Below are 22,770 nucleotides of genomic sequence, written 5' to 3'. Positions count from 1 at the left end.
CAGGTTTTGGCGACTGTCAAGCGCGACTGAAAATTTCTTTTCATGACAGCAGTTGACATGGATTGTGACAGCGTTGTTAACTTTCAGTGGGAAAGTGGCACAAGACCAATCCCGGGGAGCAAGAACGCGTGAGCGCTGCGTCGAAGACAGTTTCGGACGTAATCCATTCGCATTTTGGCATGCTTACGCGGGCCGAAAAGCAATTGGCCGAGAGCCTGCTGGACAACTACCCAGTCTCAGGATTGGGGAGTATCACGACGATTGCGGAGAACGCCGGCGTATCGACGCCAACGGTCGTACGCATGGTGCAGAAGCTCGGCTTCAAGGGCTATCCCGACTTCCAGGCGCACCTCCACCAGGAGGTCGAAGCGACAATCTCGAACCCCATCGCCAAGCATGATCGATGGGCCTCCAACGCGCCGGGCACGCATATTCTCAATCGCTTTGCCGACGCGATCATTGGCAATCTTCGCCAGACGCTGAGCGCGCTCGACACGGCGACGTTCGACAGCGTCGCCTCGCTCCTCTCGGATCGCAAACGCGGCCTCTATTTCGTGGGCGGGCGCATCACCGGCGCGCTGGCCGAATACTTCTTTACACATATGCAAGTCATTCGTCCGAACACTGCTTTGCTCTCATCAAACTCGAGCAGCTGGCCGCAATACGTACTCAATATGAATCCCGGCGACCTCCTGGTCATCTTCGATATCCGTCGCTACGAGCAGGAAATGGTCAGCCTCGCGACCGCTGCCCGAAAAAGCGGCGCGGAGATCGTCGTCTTTACCGATCAGTGGGGATCGCCCGCCGCCAAGCTCGCGCGTCACACGTTCCGTGTGCAGATCGAGGCGCCATCGGCCTGGGACACGTCCGTCGTCACTCTCTTCATCGTAGAAGCCCTGATCGAGGCCGTTCAAAGCTCGACCTGGGATGAGACGAAAGAACGCATGAAAACCCTGGAGGGCCTGTTCGAACAGACCAGGCTATTCCGCAAACTCAGTTAGGAGGGAAAATACAACAGTGAGATGACGTTCGGCGCTTGAGCGAATAATGTGTCGTAAATGAAACATCGCCGCCAACTGCCTGCTATACAAAGAAAAAAGAAGGTCATGAAACTGTCACGAAAGCTTCACGTAACGTAAGTAACAGCATCGTCGGACACTGAAAACCCGAAGGAGAACAACAGTGATCTCTAATATTTCGAAAATGCTTTCGCTTTCTACTGCAATTGTTGTTGCTTCGACTGCAATCGCAGCTGCTGAACCAAGCGCTGAACTTATCGCTGCCGCCAAGAAGGAAGGCACGCTGACGACCATCGCGCTTCCGCACGACTGGTGCGGCTACGGCGACGTCATCGCCGGCTTCAAGGCCAAGTACGGCCTCGAAGTCAACGAACTGAACCCCGACGCGGGCTCGGGCGACGAGATCGAAGCCATCAAGGCCAACAAGGGCAACACCGGACCGCAGGCTCCTGACGTTATCGACGTCGGTCTTTCCTTCGGCCCCTCCGCAAAGGCCGATGGCCTGATCCAGCCCTACAAGGTGTCGACCTGGGATTCCATTCCTGACAGCGCCAAGGATGCCGATGGCTTCTGGTACGGCGACTATTACGGCGTTCTCTCCTTCGTCGTGAACACCGACATCGTCAAGGACGTTCCGAAGGACTGGGCCGACCTGAAGAAGTCCGACTACGCCAACAGCATCGCGCTCGCTGGCGACCCGCGCGCTTCTAACCAGGCTGTCCAGGCCGTCTACGCAGCCGGCATCGCAGCTGGTGAAAAGGACGCGACCAAGGCTGGCGAAGCTGGTCTCGCGTATTTCGCCGAGCTCAACAAGGCTGGAAACCTCGTTCCTGTGATCGGCAAGTCCGCTTCGCTCGCTCAGGGCTCGACCCCCATCGTCGTTGCCTGGGACTACAATGGTCTCTCCTGGCGCGATACCCTCAAGGGCAACCCACCAGCTGAAGTCGTCGTTCCGGCTTCGGGCGTTGTCGCTGGCGTCTACGTTCAGGCGATCTCGGCCTTCGCTCCGCACCCGAACGCTGCAAAGCTCTGGATGGAATACCTCTACTCCGACGAAGGTCAGCTCGGCTGGCTGAAGGGCTATTGCCACCCGATCCGCTTCAACGATCTGGCGAAGAACAAGAAGGTCCCCCAGGAGCTCCTCGACAAGCTGCCGCCGGCCGCTGCTTACGAAAAGGCCGTGTTCCCCACCCTCGACGAACAGGCTGCCGGCAAGGCCGCCATCACGACGAAGTGGGACAGCGTCGTTGGCGCCAACGTCAAGTAATCTCTGACGCAAGACCTCTCCGCCTCTGTGGGCGGAGAGGTCTCATTTTTCATTGCCCCGATAAGGCCGTCGTCTATGAGCACTGTTTCAACATCCGTGGCTACCGCCACGCCCATGATAAACCGCGACAGGATCGTAGACTGGCTCGGCATCGCGCCCTTCATGATCTTCGCTGCGATGTTCCTGATCATACCGACGCTTTATCTGGTCGCAGGCGCATTCCTGACCCCGGAAGGCGAACTCACCCTCAAGAACATTGCCGACCTGTTCACGCCGTCGATCCTCAGTGCCTACTGGATCAGTATCAAGGTGTCGGTGGTTTCAGCCCTCGGTGGCGCGGTGATCGGCTCCCTTCTTGCCTGGGCTGTGGTGCTCGGCGGGCTCCCGACCTGGGTTCGTTCGGGCCTCCTGACCTTTTCCGGCGTTGCCTCGAATTTCGCGGGCGTACCGCTCGCCTTCGCTTTTCTCGCCACGCTCGGACGCACGGGTCTCGTGACCGTCTTGATGCGCGACTGGCTGGGCTTCAATCTCTATTCCACCGGTTTCAACCTCTTGAGCTTCTTCGGGCTCACGCTCACCTACATGTACTTCCAGATCCCACTGATGGTACTGATCCTGACGCCAGCGCTCGACGGCATGAAAAAGGAGTGGAAGGAAGCCGCGCTCATTCTCGGCGCCACCAACGGCCAATACTGGCGCATGGTCGCGTTCCCAATTCTCTGGCCGAGCCTGATGGGCACGACACTCCTGCTCTTTGCCAACGCTTTCGGCGCGATCGCCACAGCCTATGCGCTGACGGGAAGTTCGCTGAATATCGTCCCGATCCTGCTCTACGCACAGATCCGCGGCGACGTGCTTCATAACGCCAACCTCGGCTATGCGCTGGCACTCGGCATGATCGTCATCACCGGCCTGTCCAACCTCCTATACATCATGCTGCGCATGCGCGCTGAACGGTGGCAAAAATGAAGACTTCACGCCTTGGAGCCTGGATATCGATCGGATTCGGCGCGATCTACTTCGTCCTGCCGCTCATCGCCACCGTTGAATTCTCGCTGCGCATGCGCCGCGGCGCCTACAGTTTTGACGCCTACGCTTCGGTTTTTTCCGAGGCGCAGTTCCGCGAAACCTTCGGTTATTCGATGCTGATGGCGCTTCTGACGATCGTCTTTGGCATGCTGCTCGTGGTGCCTACGGCGTATTGGGTGCGCCTGCGCCTGCCGCAGATCCGTCCGATCGTCGAGTTCATCACGCTGCTGCCGCTCGTCATCCCGGCAATCGTGATCGTCTTCGGTTATCTCAGAATGTACAACTCGTCCTCGATCCTGCCGCTGACGGGATCGACCACGGGTACGAACATCCTGCTCGTCCTTTCATACATAACGCTGTCCCTGCCCTACATGTATCGCGCCGTCGACACCGCCATGCGTGCCATCGATGTCCGCACCTTGACGGAAGCTGCGGAAAGCCTTGGCGCCGGCTGGGCGACGATCCTGTTCAAGTGCATTTTTCCGAACGTCATGAGCGGCGTACTCTCGGGCGCCTTCATCACGCTCGCGATCGTCATGGGCGAATTCACCATGGCCGCGCTCCTCAATCGTCCGGCCTTCGGGCCTTACCTGCAGCTGGTTGGCGCCAACCGCGCCTATGAGCCGTCGGCCCTGGCGGTCATCGCCTTCTCGATTACCTGGCTCAGCATGGGCCTGCTGCAACTCGTCTCCCGCTTCCACAAAGCCGCTCCGGCTAAGTCGTAAGGTATCTGGTTTTCATGGCCTTTCTCGAACTCGCAAACCTCAAGAAATCCTTCGGCAACACGCAGGTCGTGCATGACTTCAACATGCAGATCGAGAAGGGTGAATTCATCTCTTTCCTTGGCCCGTCGGGCTGCGGAAAGACGACTGTCCTGCGCATGATCGCGGGCTTCGAAACACCCTCGGCCGGTCGCATCGCCATCGGCGGCAAGGAGCAAAACAATCTCAAGCCGAACAAGCGCAACATCGGCATGGTCTTCCAGGCCTACGCGCTGTTTCCCAACATGACCGTACACGACAATGTCGCCTTCGGCCTCAAGGTCGCCGGCACGCAGGCCACCGAGATTGACGCTCGCGTCAAGGATATGCTTGGGCTGATCAAGCTCGACCACCTCGCGGATCGCTATCCCTATCAGCTCTCCGGCGGCCAGCAGCAGCGCGTGGCGCTTGCCCGTGCGCTGGCGGTCCGCCCCCAGGTCCTGCTGCTCGACGAGCCGCTGTCTGCCCTCGACGCCAAGATCCGCGTGTCGCTGCGCGAGGAAATCCGCGCCATCCAGCAGAAGCTCGGCATCACCACCGTCTTCGTGACGCACGACCAGGAAGAAGCTCTCTCGATCTCCGACCGCATCGTCGTCATGAACGCCGGCCGCGCCGACCAGATCGGCACGCCGTTCGAAATCTACAACACACCGGCTACGCGCTTCGTCGCCTCCTTCGTCGGCACGCTCAACATGATCGAAGCGAAGGTTGTCGACCCCTCGGCCAACCGCATCCAGATCGGTGACCAGGGCGTGACGTTGAAGCAGTCCGTCGCCGCCTTCAAGGCTGGCGATACAGTCTCGCTGGCGCTGCGTCCGGAGGCAGGATCGCTGGCCGAGAGCGCGCCATGCGACACGAAGCTGACCGGTCAGGTCGTATCCGCCCACTTCCTCGGTTCGGTCATCCGCACGCGCATGAATGTCGGCGGCAATGTCATTTCCTTCGACATGTTCAACAGCCCGGGCGTGACCCCACCGGCTGCTGGCGAGACCGTCACGCTTCGCTTCATGGCAGCCGACCTCCTCGTCATCCGCGATTGATCGCGGCAGCGCTGCGCTCACGTTTGCGGCTTTGCCACACTTGCCTCCGCATTTCCGGCGCCCCACTCTGCGGCGCCGGAAATTGCTTGAAAGTGCGACCTCGATGCGTAACGACGGCTGAAGCATTTTTATTCAGCAAAGTCAGCATCATGTCCCCTACCACAACAGCCGTACCGCCCCGCCGCCTCACCGCGCAGGATTTCCGCACCCTTGGCCTCTCGGCCCTCGGCGGTGCGCTTGAGTTCTACGACTTCATCATCTTCGTCTTCTTCGCGGCGGTGATCGGCAAGCTGTTCTTTCCGCCCGATATGCCGGAGTGGCTGGTGACCATCCAGACCTTCGGGATCTTTGCCGCCGGCTATCTGGTTCGCCCGCTCGGTGGCATCGTCCTCGCCCATTTCGGCGACCTCTTTGGCCGCAAGCGCGTTTTTGCTTTCTCGATCCTGCTGATGGCGCTCTCAACGCTCGGCATGGCGGCGATGCCGACCTATGCTACCATCGGCGTTGCCGCTCCAATCCTCCTCGTGCTCATGCGCATCCTGCAAGGCGCGGCGATCGGCGGTGAAGTTCCCGGCGCCTGGACCTTCGTGGCCGAACACGTCCCCTTCCGCCGCGTCGGCTTTGCCTGCGGCTTCCTCTGCTCCGGCCTGACCCTCGGCATCCTGCTCGGATCCTTCATCGCGACGATCATCAACTCCGTCTTCACGCAAGATGATGTCGTCGCCTATGCATGGCGCATCCCGTTCTTCCTCGGCGGCATCTTCGGCCTCGTTGCCGTCTACCTCCGCCGCTGGCTGCAGGAGACGCCCGTCTTCGCAGAAATGAAACAGGCCCGCTCGCTTGCGCCGGAACTGCCGCTGAAGGCCGTGCTGCGCGACTACCCGCGTGGCGTCATCATCTCCATGCTGCTGACTTGGATCCTGTCGGCCGGCATCGTCGTGACAACACTGATGACGGCAACCTTCCTGCAGAAGCTCTATGGCTACACCGCGCAGCAGTCGCTTGCCGCCACCAGTTTCGGCACGCTGTTCCTGATCTTCGGAACTGCCGCCGCCGGCGCGATCGTCGATCGCGTTGGCTCAGGCCGCTTCTTCGTTGTCTCAAGTATCTTCTTTGGTGCTGCGACCTTCGCGTTCTACAGTTATGCCGCCGTTTCGCTGACCGTTCTTTTCGTGCTCTATGCGATCATGGGGCTATCGGTCGGTATGGTTGGAGCTGTGCCCTACGTAATGGTCCGCGCCTTCCCGGCCCGCGTTCGCTTTAGCGGCCTCTCCTTCTCCTACAACGTCTCCTACGCGATTTTCGGCGGCCTGACGCCTCTTGCAGTCGCATCGCTGCTGCCAATCAATCCGATGGCTCATGCCTACTACCTGCTCTTCATCGCCGCCCTCGCCTTCGTGCTAGGGCTCTATCTGATCGCCAAGGGAGACAGCGTCGAGGCAGACGTCGGCATCGAGGAACTCGCCGAGCGCCTCGCCGCCTAGCTGTCGGAGGCGTGTGGCCGCCGTCCGGCTTTGCTTCAAAGAAACGCTTCAATGATTACCTGCTATCTGCGTTACACGATCGACCCACACAAGGTGGCCGAATTCGAGGAGTATGCGCGCCTCTGGATTCCGATCGTCAATCGAATGGGAGGCACGCATCACGGCTATTTCCTGCCGTCCGAGGGCGCGAACAACATTGCCATTGCGCTGTTTTCGTTTCCGAGCCTCGCGGCCTACGAAGACTATCGCACGCGCATGGCAAGCGAACCCGAATGCCAGGCCGCGTTCGATCTCGACAAACGAAATCGCAGCATCATCAGCTACGAGCGCAGCTTCATGCGCCCTGTTCTTGTCTGATCGATAGAAATGGAAAGCCCCGCTCTGGCGGGCCCGCTCTGGCGGGGCTTTCAGTTTGACGTTGGGCTCTAGCGGATCGCCTTGTCATTGGCATCGAACCGATGCATGTGGGCCATGTCCGGCGTCGCATAGACGATCTCGTCGGGCTCGTACTGATGCTCACCGAAAAGGCGCGCGGTGATCAGGCCGCACTGCTCGGATTCGAGATAGATGATCGTGTCCGCGCCGAGATGTTCGACGTGGACGACCTTCGCCCGCCACGTGCCCTGCTCGCGCGAAAGGGTCAAGTGCTCTGGGCGCACGCCAACAGTCTTTGCCGCGGCATCGCTAACCTTGTCACCCGGAATGAAGTTCATCATCGGCGAACCGATGAAGCCCGCAACGAAGGTGTTTGCAGGGCGGTTGTAGAGCTCCATTGGCGAGCCGACCTGCTCGATCGCACCGGCATTCAACACCACGATCTTGTCGGCAAGCGTCATCGCCTCGACCTGGTCGTGGGTGACGTAGATCATCGTCGCCTTGAGGCTGCGGTGCAGGCGCGCGATCTCAAGACGCGTCTGAACGCGCAAGGCTGCGTCGAGGTTCGACAACGGCTCATCGAAGAGGAAGAGCGCCGGCTCGCGCACGATCGCGCGGCCAATAGCGACGCGCTGGCGCTGACCACCGGAAAGCTCCGCCGGGCGCCGCGCCAGATAAGGCTCAAGCGACAGCATCGAGGACGCCTTGGTCACCCGCTTGTCGATCTCATTTTTCGGCGTGCCGGCCTGCTTCAAGCCGAGGCCCATGTTGTCCTTGACCGTCAGGTGCGGGTAGAGCGCATAGGATTGGAACACCATCGCGATGCCACGCTTGGCGGGAGGCGTCAGCGTCTCTTCCTTGCCATTGATGAAAACGGCGCCCGAGGTGACATCCTCCAATCCCGCAATGCTGCGCAGGAGGGTTGACTTGCCGCAGCCCGAAGGTCCGACAAAAATGACGAACTCGCCGTCCTTGACCTCTAGGTCGATGCCCTTCAGCACCTCATGCGTGCCGTAGGTCTTGCGGATGGATTTGAGTTGAAGCGATCCCACTAGTCGTAATCCTTACAGTTTGACCGGCTCTTGGAGCTTGACGGCTTGGCCGGTACGCACGCTTTCGTCGGCGGCGAGGCAGATGCGCAGCGAAGCGACGGCGTCTGCCATGTGGCGGTTAAGGTCGATATCCTCGCGAATGGCCTTCAGCATGAAGGCCTGCTCGCGGTCGCAGAGTTCCTGATGGCCTGGTTCTCCCGCCATCGTCATGTCCTGGTCCGGCCGTATGAACTTGCCGTCGGTTCCTGTCTCCGCCGTGTGCAGGCGAATGACTGAAGTCTTGGTGTGAGCGTCGATATCGTCGGACTTGGCGTTCGGATCCATCACGATCGAGACCGATCCCTTCGGCGACATGATGTCCTTCACGAAAAACGCCGTCTCGGAGATCATCGGGCCCCAGCCGGCCTCGTACCAGCCGACTGAACCATCCTCGAAAAGCACCTGGAGCTGGCCGTAATTATACATATCGGGCGCGATTTCGTCCGATAGACGCAGACCCATGCCGCGCACTTCCACCGGTTTAGCGTCCGTGATCTGGCACATGACGTCGACATAATGCACACCGCAATCGACGATCGGAGAGGTCGTCTGCATCAACGACTTATGTGTTTCCCAGGTCGGACCGCTGGACTGCTGATTGAGATTCATGCGGAACACATACGGCCCACCGAGCTTGCGCGCCTCTTCGATCAGCCGCATCCAGGATGGATGGTGGCGAAGGATATAGCCGATCACCAATTTCCGGCCGGCCTTCTTCGCCGCCACCACGACGCGCTCCGCATCCGCAACGGTTGTTGCGAGCGGCTTCTCGACGAAAACGTCGCAACCAGCCTCGAAGGCAGCGACCGCATAGTCCGCATGCGTGTCCGAATAGGTGCAGACCGCACAGAGATCCGGTTTCAGCTCGGCAAGAGCGGCCTTGAAATCCGAATAGATCTTGTAGCCCCGTAGTTCCTCCGGCAGATCAGGCGTCGAGCGATTGACCAGCCCGACAATCTCGAAACCGGGATTGTTGTGATAGGCCAGCGCATGGCTGCGTCCCATGTTGCCGAGGCCGGCGACGAGAACGCGGATTGGCTTGGTCGTCGAACTCACTTGACCGCTCCCGAAGTGATGCCGCGGATGAGCTGCCGCGAGAAGATGACGTAGAGAACGAGGATCGGCAGGATCGCCAGCGAAAGCGCGGCAAGCACGGCGTTCCAATTGGTCACGAATTGCCCAATGAAAATCTGCGACCCGAGGGTGACGGTCTTCGTCGCCTCAGCGGGCGCCAGGATCAGCGGGAACCAGAGATCGTTCCAGATCGGGATCATCGTGAAGACTGCAACCGTAGCCATTGCCGGGCGCACCAACGGGATGACGAGCCGGAAGAAGATCGCATATTCCGACAGCCCATCGATGCGGCCGGCATTCTTGAGGTCGTCGGAGACGGTCCGCATGAATTCCGACAGGATGAAGATCGCCAGCGGAATGCCCTGCGCAGTGTAGACGAGGATCAGCGCCGTCAGCGTGTTCACGAGACCGGCGGCCACCATGCCCTGCAGGATTGCGACCGTACCAAGGCGGATCGGGATCATGATGCCGATCGCCATATAGAGGCCGGTCAACGTGTTGCCACGGAAACGGTATTCGGAGAGCGCGAAGGCGGCCATCGCGCCGAAGAGCAGCACCAGCGCGATCGAAACGATGGTGACGATGAAGCTGTTCTGGAAGTAAGTGGCGAAATCACCCTGCCCCAGCACTGTTCGATACCCGACAAGACTGAAGGTCGAGGGCGTCGGCACCTGCAGCGGCGAGCGGAAGATCGCGTTACGGTCTTTGAACGAGTTGATGATCGTCAGGAACACCGGAAAGATGGCAACCAGCGTATAGCCGATGAGCGCCAGGTGGACGAAGCTGGTGCGGATGGGGGATGTGCGTGCTCTGTTGGACATGGCACACTCCTCAGAACTGGTACCGGCGCATGCGCCGCTGGATGGCAAAAAGGTAGAACGACACGCCGGCGAGGATGATCAGGAACATCACCGTCGCGATCGTGGCGCCCATCGAGCGGTCGCCAAGCTGAAGCTGGAAACCGAAGAAGGTGCGGTAGAGGAGCGTACCCAGGATGTCGGTCGACATATCAGGCCCGGCGAGTGCGCCCTGCACGGTGTAGATCAGGTCGAAGGCGTTGAAGTTGCCGACAAAAGTCAGGATCGAGATGATGCCTATGGCGGGCAGGATGAGCGGTAGCTTGATCTTCCAGAACTGAGCCCAGCCGGTGATGCCGTCGCATTCGGCAGCTTCGATCACCTCTTCCGGGATACTGAGCAGCGCAGCGTAAATCAGCATCATCGGAATGCCGATGTACTGCCAATTCGAGATCAGCGACACGGCAATCAGCGCCGACCCGGACTGCCCTAGCCACGGCGCGAACAGGCTCTTCATGCCGACAAGGCTCATCAGCCACGGGGCAACGCCCCAGATCGGCGAAAGGATGAGCTTCCAGATGAAGCCGACGATCACGAAGGAAAGCAGCGTCGGCAGGAAGATTGCGGTGCGGTAGAACGCGACGAACCGCAGCCGTGGCGTCGACAGCAGCGCCGCCAGCGCGATGCCGATCGGGTTCTGCACGCACATGTGAATGACGAAGAATATGAAGTTGTTGACCAGCGCGTTCCAGAAGTCGTGTGCCCAGCGCGCATCGCCAAACAACACCTTGTAGTTCGCGAGCCCGACGAAGACAGGCGCACCGTCGACAGTGTTGTAGAACGAAAGCCTCAGCGTTTCGATCAGCGGCAGGATCATGATCGCCGAATAAACGACAAATGCCGGGAAGAGAAAGACGCCGACGTGCCAGCGCACAGGGCGCTTAATGGGAACAACATCGACAGCGGATTCGGCTACGCTCATGGCTTTTGCCTGTTCTTCTTAGCTGCACCTATGGCGCAGCGCGTCTGACACAACGGGCAGAACGCCCTTTCCCTCTAGTCATCTCCCCGCCCTTCGGCTTTCGAAGGCGGCGGGGAGAAAAAGAGCGGATACGAAATTGGCTTTGAGCCGGAATGAGGGACGGCTAACGCCGCCCCTCACATCTCAATCACTTGGCAGGCTTGAACCAGCTGTCGAGGCCGTCCTGCAGCTTCTTGGCGGCATCGGCTGGCGTCACGGTGCCGTTGACGACGTTCGCCGAAGCAACCCAGGTTTCGTTTTCGAGGTTCGGCGTACCACGCGACAGAATCTGGTACGTCGAGCGGATCGTCGACTTGAACGGGCCGCGCCAGGAAACGAATTCCTGGGCCAGCGGATCAGCCATCTTCACCGGCGTCGAGTTCAGGCTGAAGAAGCCCGGCAACGAGTTGGCGTAGATTTCGGCGAATTCCGGCGAGGCGACCCAGGTGAGGAACTTCTTGGCTTCCTCGGCATGGGTGCTCTTGGCGTTCAGGCCGACAGCGATATCCGGATGGTCGGAGATGTAGCCCTGGTCGCCAGCTTTCGGAACCGGCGGCGGGAAAGCGCCCATCTTGAACTGGGCCTGGCTGTTGAACAGCGAGATTTCCCAGGAACCGGCCGGGTAGATGGCGGCGCGGCCGAGCGTAAAGAGGTTCTGGCTGTCCGAATAGGTCTGGGCTTCGAAACCGTCACCGAGATAGGGCTTCCACTTGGCGATTTGTTCGAAAGGCTGGACCCATTCCGGATCGGTCAGCTTCTGCTTGCCTGAGATCAGCGCCAGACGACCGTCTTCGCCCTTCCAGTAGTTCGGACCGACGTTCTGGTAGCCCATGGTTGCGGCTTCCCAGAGATCCTTCGTGCCCATGGCGAGCGGAATGTAGGTGCCGTCCGCCTTGATCTTGTCGAGGGCGGCGAAGAATTCCTCTTCGGTCTTCGGAACGGAGATGCCGAGCTTGTCGAAGGCATCCTTGTTGTAAATGAAGCCATGGATGACCGAGGCCATCGGCACACAGAAGGTGGACTTGCCGTCATCGGTTGTCCAGGCGGCCTTGGCGACGGGCGAGAAGTTCTCCATGCCCGGCAGGCTCGTCAGATCGGCGAGCTGCTTCTTATCAAAGATTCCGAGCGAAGGGTCGAACGGCCGGCAGGTGATGATATCACCGGCGGAGCCGGCATCGAGCTTGGCGTTCAGCGAAGCGTTGTACTCGGTCGGCGCGGTCGGCGAGAAGACGATCTTGATGCCGGGGTTCTTGGCTTCGAACGCCGGGATAATCTTTTCCTGCCAGATCTGCAGGTCGTCGTTACGCCAGCTCTCGACCGTCAGCGTAACGTCGGCGGCATGAGCAAAGCCCACTGATGTCAGCAGGCTGGACGCCAGCAGGAAGCCTCTAAGTGCGGTGTTCTTCATTTCCCTCTCCTGTTTTATGCGCCGGTGAGGCGCTGTTCCTGACCTGAAACCAGCGTTCGCGTGCATGAGGTGACACGCAACGCCACTCGAGGGCCGTCAGCAGCTGCCGGCCCGAAAGCTCAAAATCGGCGCGACAGATAACACCTGTCGACCAGACGGCGCACCCGAACAAGAAACCGATCCGGCGCAGCCATGAAAGGGAAAGCTGACGGCAAATGAACGGATCGAGAGCGACGGTGTCGCTACGGCCGGATCTGCATTTCATCGAGTGACCCGGCTTATCTCTATCCTGCCGTTTATCGCTGCTCGATGCGCTGTTCCCTTGAGTTGAATTAAGGCCAAAAAAATACCAATTGTCCAGCCGATTTTAACACTCGAACGACAGAAAAGTCGTCAAAAAAATTTTATTCATAAAAATCAGATAGATAAAAAGATGATTTTTCGCCACGCTTTTGACTTGGTAAATGGTATTTTTTTGGTATTGTAGTGAAAACAAGGGGAATGGGCGGATTTGGTGGTTCAATGACAGAACTTGCGATCGGCATTGACGGCGGAGGCTCCAGCTGCCGCGCCGCAGTCACGGATGCGACAGGGCGCATTCTGGGCCGTGGCACGGCCGGCCCGTCGAACATCCTGTCCGACCTCGAAAACTCGCTGCTCAATATCGTAGCGTCAGCCGAAAACGCGTTGAATGACGCCGGCCTTTCCTCTGAAACCGTTTCCAGCGTCTCTGCCGTCGTCGGCGTCGCCGGCGCGAATGTGGGCGACTATGCCGAACGCATCGAGCGTGCCCTGCCTTTTGCCCGGCGCCGTGTCGTAACAGATGCGACGACGGCACTCCAAGGAGCGCTCGGCGATTCCGACGGTGTGATTGGAGCGTTCGGAACGGGCTCGGTCTACAATGCGCGCCGCAACGGAAAGCTCTACGGCATTGGCGGCTGGGGATTCGTCGTCGGCGACCAGGCCAGTGGCGCTCGCCTCGGCCGGGACCTGCTGGAGCAGTCTTTGCTGGCCCATGACGGGGTGCGCCCCTCCTCCCCGGTCACCCAGACCGTCATGGCTGAATATGGCGACGATCCTGAGCGCGTCGTCGAGTTCGCCCACGTCTCCCGCCCGAATGACTTCGCCCGCTACGCGCCCGTTGTGTTCGAGGCCGCTGCCAAGGGCGACTCGGTCGCGACGGCGATCGTGCAGAACGCAGCAGCCTCGATCGGCGAGAGCCTGGATGCGTTGCTCTGGCCGGAATGCGAGGTGATCTGCCTGTTGGGCGGACTGGCAAAGGCCTATCGTCCATGGCTTGCTGAACGTCACGCTGTCCTGCTGCGTGAGCCGAAGGGCGACGTCCTGCAGGGCGCCATTGATCTCGCAGTGAAGTTTCTCCACGAGGAAGGAAGAGGCGCGGCATGACCGACGATTTTGCAAGCCTCCTTTCCCCCGAACGTCTTCAAGCCGGCGGCACAGGCCCGCTTTATGTAAAGCTGCGCCGCACGCTGGAAGATGCCATTCGCACTGGCACGCTCAGTCATGGCGATGCCCTGCCGCCTGAGCGCGACATCGCGGAACTGGCGACCGTCAGCCGGGTGACCGTGCGCAAAGCGATCGATGAGCTTGTCGCGGACGGGTTGCTCATCCGCCGCCACGGTTCCGGCACCTTCGTGACAAAGCCGGTATCGAAGGTCGAACAGCGCCTCTCGCAGCTCACCTCCTTTACGGAGGATATGGCCCGTCGCGGCATGACCTCCCGCTCCGAATGGCTGCACAAGGGTATCCACACGCCCTCTCCCGACGAAATGATGATTCTCGGTCTCGCGACCGATGTCAGGGTCTCACGCCTCAGCCGATTGCGCATCGCCGACGACCAGCCGCTGGCCATCGAAAATGCCAGTGTTTCCGGCGAGTTCCTGCCCGATCCTTTCGTGGTGACAACGTCGCTCTATGAGGAGCTCGAGCGTCGCCAGGTCCGGCCCGTCCGCGCGGTGCAGAGAATTTCGGCGACCAACATGAAAGAGGTCGATGCCCATCTTCTCGGCGTTCCCGTCGGCGCCGCAGGGCTGTCGATCGAGCGTATTTCATACCTTGGTTCGGGACGCGCGGTCGAATTCACCCGCTCGCTCTACCGCGGGGATGCCTATGATTTTGTCGCCGAACTGACGATCGGTCCGTCGTGATTCCTTGTCGCATTGAATGGACGGCAATGCCCGTCTATTGATGGCACCCATGACAAGTCGCATCACTATCCTCGACACCATCTCCGATCCCGGCAATCCCGCAAAGCCGAACGACGACAGCTTCGGCCATAACGACGCCTGCGCCTTCGTAATCGACGGTGCGACGGGCCTCGGCGATCGCCAATATATGGATGAGGGAGGTAGCGACGCCGCCTGGATCGCCCAGCACTTCGCCCGTGGCTTTCAGGATCGGATTACCCGTGACAGCAGCGTCTCGGAGATTGCTCGCAGCCTGTCTCTGGCAGCCCGCACGGAGTTCTTAGCCCACAACGAGAGCGTCCCGCGCTACGCGTGGCCGCTGACCGCCTTTGCCATGTTGCACCACACGCGCGACGGTTTCCACTTCGTCGGCCTTGGCGACTCCTGCCTCTTTCTGTTGCAGGAAGACGGCTCGGCAGCGATGCACATGGCTATTCCCGGTGCCTATGAGTATGAACAGAACCAGGCGCGAAAGCACATTGCACGCACGGGCGGCATTACCAAGGAAGGTGGCGCGCTCGGCAATTCCGAAACGCTCGCCCTATTGCGCCAGCACCGAGAGCGCCAGAACACGCCGGCAAGCGGCGTCTGGACCCTCGGCCTCGTGCCGGAGGCGGCCGATCATCTGGTTTCAGAGCGGCTGGATATCAGGGGCAAAGCGCACGCCATCGTCTGCAGCGACGGTTTTTCAGACCTCGCGGTCCTTTACGCGACCTATGATTCTACAAGCTTGGTGCGCACTGCACTCGCCAAGGGTCTGCGGCCGATGCTCGACGAACTTCGGCGCTTCGAACGCGAGATTGATCCCGAAGGGCTCCGCTATCCACGCTACAAGCAGAGCGACGACACCACGGCGTTGCTTGTCGAGTTGACACCCAGCGCCTGAGGCGATTTTCGATTCAGATTCAGTGCGTTGCGACCAAGAGCTAAATCAATCCCTCTGGTCCTTGAATCAAATACTGAAGACGCCGCCGATCAGGCAGCGTCCTCGATTTCCTCGTCACGCTTGCGCGGTACGTAGTTGAGGACCGGTCCAAGCCAACGTTCGACCTCGGCTACGTCCATGCCCTTCCGGGCTGCGTAGTCCTCGACCTGGTCCCGCTCCACCTTGGCGACGCCGAAGTAGTAGGATTCGGGATGGCCGATGTAGATGCCGGAGACCGACGAACCCGGCCACATCGCATAACTCTCGGTGAGCTGCACGCCGGCAGCCTTTTCGGCATCGAGCAGAGCAAACAGCGTCTTCTTCTCGGTGTGATCGGGCTGCGCCGGATAGCCCGGCGCCGGACGGATACCGGCATATTCCTCGCTGATCAGCTGCTCGTTGGAGAGATGCTCATCCTTGGCATAACCCCAATATTCGCGACGAACCTGCTCGTGCATGCATTCCGCAAAGGCCTCCGCGAAGCGATCGGCCAGCGCCTTCAGGAGGATCGACGAATAGTCGTCGTTCGCACGTTCGAAGCGTTCCGCGATAGCGATCTCTTCGATACCGGCTGAAACGACGAAGCCGCCGACATAGTCGTGAATGCCGCTGTCGGCTGGCGCCACGAAGTCCGACAATGCGACGTTCGGCCGGCCATCGCGCTTCGAAAGCTGCTGGCGCAGCGTAAAGAAGGTGGCAAGCTCCTCCTTGCGGCTATCGTCCTTGAACAGCCGGATATCGTCGCCGACCGCGTTCGCCGGCCAGAAGCCGATGACGGCGCGCGGGTTGAACCACTTCTCGTCGATGATCTTCTTCAGCATGGCCTGCGCGTCGGCCCACAGCGCGCGAGCCGCCTCGCCCTGCTTTTCGTCTTCGAGAATTGCCGGGAACCGCCCACGCAGCTCCCAGGTCTGGAAGAACGGCGTCCAGTCGATGTACTTGGCGATCTCGGCAAGATCGTAGCCGTCGAATACCTTGGTGCCGAGGAAGCTCGGCTTTGTCGGCTTGTAGGCCGCCCAGTCGACCGCAGCGGCATTTTCACGGGCACGTGCCAGCGGCAGGCGCACCTTCTCCGCCTCGCTGCGGGCGTGCGCTGCAGCGACCTTCGCATATTCGGCGCGGATGTCGGCCACATAACCGTCGCGACCTTCAGGTGACAACAGCGAGGAAACGACGCCGACCGCGCGGCTGGCATCCGTCACATAGACGGTCTGGCCCTTGTTGTAGCCCGGGTGGATCTTGACTGCCGTGTGGACACGGCTGGTCGTCGCGCCACCGATCAAGAGCGGCAGGTCCAGTCCCTGACGTTCCATTTCAGCGGCGACATGCACCATTTCGTCGAGCGACGGGGTAATCAGGCCGGAGAGGCCGATGACATCCACCTGCTCGGCGACGGCAGTCTCGAGGATCTTCGTTGCTGGCACCATGACACCGAGATCGATGATCTCGTAATTGTTGCAGGCGAGAACGACACCGACGATGTTCTTGCCGATATCGTGGACGTCGCCCTTCACGGTCGCCATCAGGATCTTGCCGGCAGCCTTGCGCTCGTCGCCGCCGTTCAGTCGCTTCTCCTCTTCCATGTAGGGAAGGAGTACCGCGACCGCCTGTTTCATCACGCGCGCCGACTTGACGACCTGCGGCAGGAACATCTTGCCGGAGCCGAAGAGATCGCCGACCACGTTCATGCCGGCCATCAGCGGGCCTTCGATGACATGCAACGGCCGCTCCGCTTGCTGACGGGCTTCCTCGGTGTCGGCTTCGATATATTCGGTGATACCGTTGACCAGCGCATGCTCCAGCCGCTTTGCGACCGGCCATTCGCGCCAGGTGAGATCCTGCACCTTCGCTTCCCGGGTGCCGGCACCACGATAACGCTCTGCCACTTCAAGCAGCCGCTCGGTCGCGTCGGCGCGGCGGTTCAGCACGACGTCTTCGCAGGCTTCGCGCAGCTCCGGGTCGATATTGTCATAGACCGCCAGCTGACCGGCATTGACGATGCCCATGTCCATCCCCGCCTGGATGGCGTGGTAAAGGAACACGGCGTGCATCGCCTCGCGCACCGGCTCGTTGCCGCGGAACGAGAAGGACAGGTTCGAGACGCCGCCCGAAATATGCACCAGCGGCATCGTCTTACGGATCGTCCGCGTCGCCTCGATGAAGTCGACGCCATAGTTGTTGTGCTCCTCGATGCCGGTCGCGACAGCAAAGACGTTCGGATCGAAGATGATGTCCTCAGGCGGGAAGCCCGCCTTTTCAGTCAGGATCTTGTAGGCGCGCGTGCAGATCTCGACCTTGCGCTCGTAGCTGTCTGCCTGCCCCGTCTCATCGAAGGCCATGACCACGACGGCCGCGCCATAAGCGTGCAGCAGCTTCGCCTGCGCCAGGAAGTTCTCTTCGCCTTCCTTGAGCGAGATCGAGTTGACGATCGGCTTACCCTGGACACGCTTCAGGCCGGACTCGATGATCGAGAACTTCGAGGAGTCGATCATCACAGGCACGCGAGCGATATCCGGTTCGGCGGCGATCAGGTTCAGAAACTCGATCATCGCCTTTTCGGAATCGATCAAGCCCTCGTCCATGTTGATGTCGATGATCTGCGCGCCGTTTTCAACTTGGTCGCGTGCCACATCGAGCGCTGCCGTGTAGTCGGCATTGGTGATCAGCTTGCGGAACTTGGCGGAGCCCGTGACGTTGGTGCGCTCACCGACGTTGACGAAGGGAATGTCCTTGGTCAGCTCGAACGGTTCGAGACCCGACAGCGACATGAAGGGGCGATGCTCGGGAATCGGGCGTGGCTTGTACTTCGCCACCACCTCAGCGATCGCCTTGATATGTTCAGGCGTCGAGCCGCAGCAGCCGCCAACGATGTTGACGAGGCCTTCGCGTGCAAACTCGTCGATCTGCGCCGCCATCAGTTCCGGCGTCTCGTCATACTGGCCGAACTCGTTCGGCAGGCCAGCATTCGGATAGGCGCAGATGAAGGTATCGGCAACGCCCGACAGCTCCTGCAAGTGCGGACGCATGGCGTTGGCGCCGAGTGCGCAATTCAGGCCGATCGTAAACGGGTTGGCGTGCCGCACCGAGTTCCAGAACGCCGACGGCGTCTGGCCGGACAGGGTACGGCCGGAAAGATCGGTGATCGTGCCGGAGATCATGACCGGCAGGCGGATGCCCTTCGCCTCGAAGCGCTCCTCGCAGGCAAAGATCGCGGCCTTCGCATTCAAGGTGTCGAAGATCGTCTCGATGAGGATGATATCGGCGCCACCATCGATCAGGCCGTCGATCTGCTCGCCATAAGCGATGCGCAGGTCGTCGAAGCTGACGGCGCGGAAGCCCGGATTGTTGACGTCGGGCGAAATCGACGCGGTGCGGTTCGTCGGGCCGATGGCACCGGCGACGAAACGACGACGGCCGTCCTCGCGCTCAGCACGGATCGCGGCGCGGCGCACGATCTCGGCGCCCTCCTTGTTAAGCGCATAGACTTCGCCTTCCATCGCATAGTCGGCCTGTGCGATGCGGGTCGACGAAAAGGTGTTGGTCTCCAGAATATCGGCGCCGGCCTTTGCGTATTTGTAATGGATCTCTTCGATCGCATCCGGCTGCGTCAGGATCAGCAGGTCGTTGTTGCCCTTCTGATGGCAGGCACAACCGATGAAGCGATCACCACGAAAATGGTCTTCGTCGAAGCCAAGCCCCTGGATCTGCGTGCCCATGGCGCCGTCAAGAACGAGGATACGTTCACTGGCAGCTTTCTTGAGCGCCGCAAACACTTCGCTACCGTCGCGCTTTGTCCCTTCGGGACTAAACAGAGTATCAAACACGGGCGGACTCCTTGACGTCGTTACAGGCCAATTGGTCAAATCACATAAAGATATCTTTATGTCAATATATGCCCATCATGTGGCGCCTTTGCGGCGCTGGGCAGATGACAGACTCGGGCGACCCCTATATAGGCGGTTACGAAGGCTTTGTGCACGAAATTGGAGGAGTATCATGGTACTAGCAATCGGCGACGCCGCGCTTGGAAACTGGACCACCCGCGCCTACCACCGCAATTGGCTTCTCGCACAGGCAAACGGCCTTTTCGATTTCTTCCAGCACAACTCCGTCAACCCGAAAGGCGGCTTCTTCGATCTCGACGATGCCGGCAAACCGCTCAATGCCGCCGGTCAGGTCCGTCCGATCCACATAGCCTCACGCGCCGTTCATTGCTTTGCGATCGGCACGCTGCTCGGCCGTCCCGGTGCCTCCGACGTCGTGGATCATGGCATGCAGTACATCTGGAACCATCACCGTGACACCAAGAACGGCGGTTACTTCTGGTCGCTCGATGACAAGGGCCCCGTCGATTCAAACAAGCAGGGTTATGGCCACGCCTTCGTCCTGCTCGCAGCGTCCTCCGCCAAGACGGTCGGCCATCCGCTTGCCGACGGCATGCTTGCCGATATTGCCGAGGTCCTGAATACCAAGTTCTGGGAAGCCAAGCACGGCGCCATTGCCGAAGAGTTCACCGCCGACTGGCAGGCTCTCGACGGCGGCAACTACCGTGGCCAGAACTCCAACATGCATTTGACCGAAGCGCTGATGGCGGCCTTCGAGGCAACCGGCGACCGCGACTATCTCGCCAAGGCTGAAAGCATTGCTGATCTCGTCATTCGTCGAGCCGCCGGCTCCGTCGGTTGGCGCGTTGCCGAGCACTTCACCACCGATTGGGGCCTCGACAAGGATTACTATCATCCGAACGAAATGTTCCGCCCGGCAGGCACTACTCCTGGTCATTGGCTGGAGTGGGCGCGCCTCCTTCTCCAGCTCTGGGTGCTTGGCGGCAAGAAGCAGGAGTGGATGCCAGATGCGGCGAAGAGCCTGTTCTCGCAGTCGATCGCCCTCGGTTGGGACGACGACAAGGGCGGCTTCTTCTATACACTCGACTGGGAAGACAAGCCGGCCAAGCGCAACAAGCTGTGGTGGCCGGCCTGCGAGGGCGCTGCCGCCGCGCACTTCCTCAATGAGCACCTGCCAAGCGACTACCACGAGGAACATTACCGCAGGATCTGGAACGTGATCGAACGCGCCTTCATCGACCACAAGAATGGCGGTTGGCACGAGGAGCTGACGGAAAATCTGGTACCCTCACACAGCCTGTTCCCCGGCAAGGGCGACATCTACCACGCCCTGCAGGCCTGCCTGATCCCCCTCTTCCCCGCAACCGGAAGCCTAACCAAGGTCATTCCCGAGGCGGGCGGCAAGATCTGATATAGAGCGAGCGCCGCTTCAGTGGCGCTCGATCATCAAGTGGCGTCGCGTCGACGCCGTAACTTGAGCTGAGACCCGGCACAGCGTCGCAAAGTACGTCGTTGGAATGGCTGTGCGATAGAGAAGCGCGAGGTTTTGTTATGACGCGGGTTCCAAAGGCTAACTGGGCGGGAAGCTTTCACTATGGCTTTCGAGACTGCCTCTATCCGTCTTCGGTGGAAGCGGTCCGCGAAGTCGTGATGCGAGCGCCAAAGATAAAGACGGTGGGGTCAAGCCACTCATTCAATGCGATTGCCGATGGCGAAGTTGCCCTGGCGCTTGCCGATGTGCCAATCGACCCCGTCATCGAAGGCGATGGGAGACAGGTTTCCGTTGGCGGTCATTGCACCTATGGCGAGCTTGCGCTTTTCCTCCATGGCCATGGTCTTGCCGTACACAATCTAGCCTCCCTACCCCACATCTCCATTGCTGGCGCGATTGCCACGGCAACGCATGGCTCAGGCGACCGGAACGGCAATCTGGCGACAGCGGTCTCGGGATTGGAAATCGTCTCAGGCGACGGCCGCCTCGTGAAGGTGACCCGCGGCGATGCCGATTTCGCGGGCATGGTGGTGCATTTGGGCGCGCTTGGCGTCGTAACGCGCGTGACGCTTGACGTTCAGCCGGAGTTTCAGGTCGCACAGTGCGTCTACGAAGGATTGGCCTGGGACAAGCTTTTGGCCAACCTCGATGAGATCATGGCCTTGGGCTACAGCGTCAGCGTGTTCACGCAATGGGGTCAACAAGCAGGATCGATTTGGGTCAAGAGAACTGCGTCCGCCGAGGACTGGCCGGCCGACATCCACGGCGCAACACGCGCGATGGTCAACAGGCACCCCATAAGCGAATTGGACGCGCAAAACTCCACGGATCAGTTGGGGCAATATGGCCGCTGGTCCGACAGGCTCCCGCACTTCAAGATGGGCTTCACGCCCAGCAATGGCGAAGAGATACAGTCCGAGTTCCACCTTCCACGCAAACACGGCGCGGCAGCGATCGAAGCGCTGCTGTCGATCCGCGATAAATTTGCCCACTTGGTGCAAGCGGGCGAACTCCGGACTGTCGCGGCGGACGAGCTATGGCTCAGTCCTCAGTATCACCGCGATACGCTGTCGTTCCACTTTACCTGGGTTCGGGATCAGGAGGCCGTGAATGCGGCCGTGGGGCATATCGAGCAGGCACTCTCGCCCTTCGCAGCCCTGCCGCATTGGGGCAAGGTCTTTACGGAGCGCAACATCGGCGCCAAATATGAAAAGCTTGCCGAGTTTGTCCGTCTTCGCGACAGGATGGATCCGGAACGGAGGTTCTCTAACCCGTGGTTGGAAGACGTTGTCTTCGGCTCGAACTGAGCGGCTGCCGTTGATGGGGGCTTCGCATACCTCGATTGGGTCCAGCTGAAGCCGTCCTCCCCATCCGATCGCTCGCAGCGTAAACCTGGCGTGCCAAGACACGCCAGGTGAAACAGCAATCACGCCAGGCGAAGGGCGTCGATGTCTTTCGCCAGCATCAATGCCAGCGCCTCGACCGCAAGATTGTGGTCGTCTCGCTGCGGCAAGCCGGATACGGTGACCGCGCCAATGCAGCCGGTGCCCTTCACATTGATCGGAAAGCTGCCGCCATGCGGCGCATAGTCGGCATCCGAAAGACCATTGTCGGCAACCGTCTTGCCCTTCTCCTTAAGATCGAGACCGATCGCGTAGCTGCTCTTGAAGTAGCGCAGCACCAGATTACGCTTGCGCCGCACCCACTGGACGTTGTCGGGCGTGACACCGGGCAGTGCCGCATAGAAGACGGGCATCGAATGCAGCGTAATGTCGATCGCGATCCCGTGGCCGCGCTCGGTTCCAAGTTCCTGCAGGAGCCTGCCGAGCTGCCATGCTGTCGTGAGATCGAAGGTGTCGAAACTCAGCACCTTCTCCTGTTCTGCAATCCGCTTAAGGTCGTCGTCCGGCATGGTCACGTGTGCTTCCTCTCCTG

General features: G+C 60.3%; 19 protein-coding genes. 12 read left to right on the top strand and 7 right to left on the bottom strand.

The genetic code is table 11. The features are described from left to right. The first annotated feature begins 128 nt into the window (after positions 1-128). From AC1DE4_RS09455 to AC1DE4_RS09425, 7 genes are all read left to right on the top strand, one after another. Positions 129-1,001 (top strand): MurR/RpiR family transcriptional regulator, encoded by an 873-nt coding sequence (locus AC1DE4_RS09455; RefSeq protein WP_018857119.1) that lies wholly within the window; start codon positions 129-131, stop codon positions 999-1,001. 202 nt (positions 1,002-1,203) lie between these two features. Then, complete coding sequence (locus tag AC1DE4_RS09450) at positions 1,204-2,286, top strand: ABC transporter substrate-binding protein (RefSeq protein ID WP_018116408.1); 1,083 nt, start codon at positions 1,204-1,206, stop codon at positions 2,284-2,286. 75 nt (positions 2,287-2,361) lie between these two features. Next, complete coding sequence (locus AC1DE4_RS09445) at positions 2,362-3,255, top strand: ABC transporter permease (RefSeq protein WP_026371779.1); 894 nt, start codon at positions 2,362-2,364, stop codon at positions 3,253-3,255. Then, a complete protein-coding gene (locus AC1DE4_RS09440; RefSeq protein WP_018116406.1) occupies positions 3,252-4,040 on the top strand; it encodes an ABC transporter permease in 789 nt (262 codons plus the stop codon). The genes AC1DE4_RS09445 and AC1DE4_RS09440 overlap by 4 nt, the downstream gene beginning before the upstream one ends. A gap of 14 nt (positions 4,041-4,054) precedes the next feature. Then, the gene (locus AC1DE4_RS09435; RefSeq protein ID WP_113471572.1) at positions 4,055-5,116 is read left to right on the top strand and encodes an ABC transporter ATP-binding protein; all 1,062 of its coding nucleotides are present in this window, start codon (positions 4,055-4,057) and stop codon (positions 5,114-5,116) included. Between the two features lie 149 nt (positions 5,117-5,265). Continuing rightward, positions 5,266-6,600: an MFS transporter gene (locus AC1DE4_RS09430; protein ID WP_477881139.1), complete on the top strand. Its 1,335-nt coding sequence runs from the start codon at positions 5,266-5,268 to the stop codon at positions 6,598-6,600. A gap of 51 nt (positions 6,601-6,651) precedes the next feature. Continuing rightward, complete coding sequence (locus AC1DE4_RS09425; RefSeq protein WP_477881137.1) at positions 6,652-6,957, top strand: NIPSNAP family protein; 306 nt, start codon at positions 6,652-6,654, stop codon at positions 6,955-6,957. A 68-nt stretch (positions 6,958-7,025) separates the two neighbouring features. On the opposite strand, the gene AC1DE4_RS09420 is transcribed toward AC1DE4_RS09425, so the two are convergent. From AC1DE4_RS09420 to AC1DE4_RS09400, 5 genes are all read right to left on the bottom strand, one after another. Next, positions 7,026-8,027, bottom strand: coding sequence for an ABC transporter ATP-binding protein (locus tag AC1DE4_RS09420; protein ID WP_018857123.1), 1,002 nt, complete (start codon positions 8,025-8,027; stop codon positions 7,026-7,028). Positions 8,028-8,039: 12 nt separating this feature from the next. Further along, a complete protein-coding gene (locus tag AC1DE4_RS09415; RefSeq protein ID WP_113471570.1) occupies positions 8,040-9,122 on the bottom strand; it encodes a Gfo/Idh/MocA family protein in 1,083 nt (360 codons plus the stop codon). Beyond that, on the bottom strand, positions 9,119-9,961 hold the full coding sequence (locus tag AC1DE4_RS09410) for a carbohydrate ABC transporter permease (protein WP_018857125.1): 843 nt from the start codon (positions 9,959-9,961) through the stop codon (positions 9,119-9,121). The genes AC1DE4_RS09415 and AC1DE4_RS09410 overlap by 4 nt, the downstream gene beginning before the upstream one ends. 10 nt (positions 9,962-9,971) lie before the next feature. Beyond that, positions 9,972-10,919, bottom strand: coding sequence for a carbohydrate ABC transporter permease (locus AC1DE4_RS09405; RefSeq protein ID WP_018116212.1), 948 nt, complete (start codon positions 10,917-10,919; stop codon positions 9,972-9,974). Positions 10,920-11,106: 187 nt separating this feature from the next. Beyond that, positions 11,107-12,366 carry an ABC transporter substrate-binding protein gene (locus tag AC1DE4_RS09400; protein WP_113471569.1) on the bottom strand — a complete coding sequence of 420 codons (1,260 nt, stop codon included), beginning with the start codon at positions 12,364-12,366 and terminating at the stop codon, positions 11,107-11,109. A gap of 522 nt (positions 12,367-12,888) precedes the next feature. Between AC1DE4_RS09400 and AC1DE4_RS09395 the strand changes: the two genes are divergently transcribed. From AC1DE4_RS09395 to AC1DE4_RS09385, 3 genes are read left to right on the top strand one after another with little or no spacing between them, the layout of a single operon-like run. Continuing rightward, the gene (locus AC1DE4_RS09395; protein ID WP_113471583.1) at positions 12,889-13,773 is read left to right on the top strand and encodes an N-acetylglucosamine kinase; all 885 of its coding nucleotides are present in this window, start codon (positions 12,889-12,891) and stop codon (positions 13,771-13,773) included. Further along, positions 13,770-14,534: a GntR family transcriptional regulator gene (locus tag AC1DE4_RS09390; protein ID WP_018857128.1), complete on the top strand. Its 765-nt coding sequence runs from the start codon at positions 13,770-13,772 to the stop codon at positions 14,532-14,534. The genes AC1DE4_RS09395 and AC1DE4_RS09390 overlap by 4 nt, the downstream gene beginning before the upstream one ends. Before the next feature lie 49 nt (positions 14,535-14,583). Then, positions 14,584-15,459, top strand: coding sequence for a protein phosphatase 2C domain-containing protein (locus tag AC1DE4_RS09385; RefSeq protein WP_112645365.1), 876 nt, complete (start codon positions 14,584-14,586; stop codon positions 15,457-15,459). An 89-nt stretch (positions 15,460-15,548) separates the two neighbouring features. Here the strand turns inward: AC1DE4_RS09385 and metH are convergent, their stop codons facing one another. Next, positions 15,549-19,322, bottom strand: coding sequence for a methionine synthase (gene metH, locus AC1DE4_RS09380; RefSeq protein WP_113471568.1), 3,774 nt, complete (start codon positions 19,320-19,322; stop codon positions 15,549-15,551). Between the two features lie 172 nt (positions 19,323-19,494). Between metH and AC1DE4_RS09375 the strand changes: the two genes are divergently transcribed. Then, positions 19,495-20,754: an AGE family epimerase/isomerase gene (locus AC1DE4_RS09375; RefSeq protein ID WP_169681487.1), complete on the top strand. Its 1,260-nt coding sequence runs from the start codon at positions 19,495-19,497 to the stop codon at positions 20,752-20,754. Between the two features lie 140 nt (positions 20,755-20,894). Then, positions 20,895-22,142, top strand: a complete 1,248-nt coding sequence (locus AC1DE4_RS09370) for a D-arabinono-1,4-lactone oxidase (protein ID WP_113471566.1) — start codon at positions 20,895-20,897, stop codon at positions 22,140-22,142. 119 nt (positions 22,143-22,261) lie between these two features. Here the strand turns inward: AC1DE4_RS09370 and AC1DE4_RS09365 are convergent, their stop codons facing one another. Next, complete coding sequence (locus AC1DE4_RS09365) at positions 22,262-22,747, bottom strand: heme-degrading domain-containing protein (RefSeq protein ID WP_018857133.1); 486 nt, start codon at positions 22,745-22,747, stop codon at positions 22,262-22,264. Positions 22,748-22,770 lie beyond the last annotated feature (23 nt).

Source organism: Rhizobium sp. 10N414 (assembly GCF_056394785.1).
Note: the sequence above shows the minus strand (reverse complement) of the source record. Positions and strands in the feature narration are given on the sequence as shown.

Bases quoted from the DNA above. Each gene is read 5' to 3' on its own strand.
- AC1DE4_RS09400 (WP_113471569.1), bottom strand. From the start codon at position 12,366: ATGAAGAACACCGCACTTAGAGGCTTCCTGCTGGCGTCCAGCCTGCTG.
- AC1DE4_RS09375 (WP_169681487.1), top strand. From the start codon at position 19,495: ATGGTACTAGCAATCGGCGACGCCGCGCTTGGAAACTGGACCACCCGC.
- AC1DE4_RS09410 (WP_018857125.1), bottom strand. From the start codon at position 9,961: ATGTCCAACAGAGCACGCACATCCCCCATCCGCACCAGCTTCGTCCAC.
- AC1DE4_RS09365 (WP_018857133.1), bottom strand. From the start codon at position 22,747: ATGCCGGACGACGACCTTAAGCGGATTGCAGAACAGGAGAAGGTGCTG.
- AC1DE4_RS09385 (WP_112645365.1), top strand. From the start codon at position 14,584: ATGACAAGTCGCATCACTATCCTCGACACCATCTCCGATCCCGGCAAT.
- AC1DE4_RS09370 (WP_113471566.1), top strand. From the start codon at position 20,895: ATGACGCGGGTTCCAAAGGCTAACTGGGCGGGAAGCTTTCACTATGGC.
- AC1DE4_RS09445 (WP_026371779.1), top strand. From the start codon at position 2,362: ATGAGCACTGTTTCAACATCCGTGGCTACCGCCACGCCCATGATAAAC.
- AC1DE4_RS09405 (WP_018116212.1), bottom strand. From the start codon at position 10,919: ATGAGCGTAGCCGAATCCGCTGTCGATGTTGTTCCCATTAAGCGCCCT.
- AC1DE4_RS09450 (WP_018116408.1), top strand. From the start codon at position 1,204: ATGCTTTCGCTTTCTACTGCAATTGTTGTTGCTTCGACTGCAATCGCA.
- AC1DE4_RS09395 (WP_113471583.1), top strand. From the start codon at position 12,889: ATGACAGAACTTGCGATCGGCATTGACGGCGGAGGCTCCAGCTGCCGC.
- AC1DE4_RS09435 (WP_113471572.1), top strand. From the start codon at position 4,055: ATGGCCTTTCTCGAACTCGCAAACCTCAAGAAATCCTTCGGCAACACG.
- AC1DE4_RS09440 (WP_018116406.1), top strand. From the start codon at position 3,252: ATGAAGACTTCACGCCTTGGAGCCTGGATATCGATCGGATTCGGCGCG.
- AC1DE4_RS09425 (WP_477881137.1), top strand. From the start codon at position 6,652: ATGATTACCTGCTATCTGCGTTACACGATCGACCCACACAAGGTGGCC.
- AC1DE4_RS09390 (WP_018857128.1), top strand. From the start codon at position 13,770: ATGACCGACGATTTTGCAAGCCTCCTTTCCCCCGAACGTCTTCAAGCC.
- AC1DE4_RS09430 (WP_477881139.1), top strand. From the start codon at position 5,266: ATGTCCCCTACCACAACAGCCGTACCGCCCCGCCGCCTCACCGCGCAG.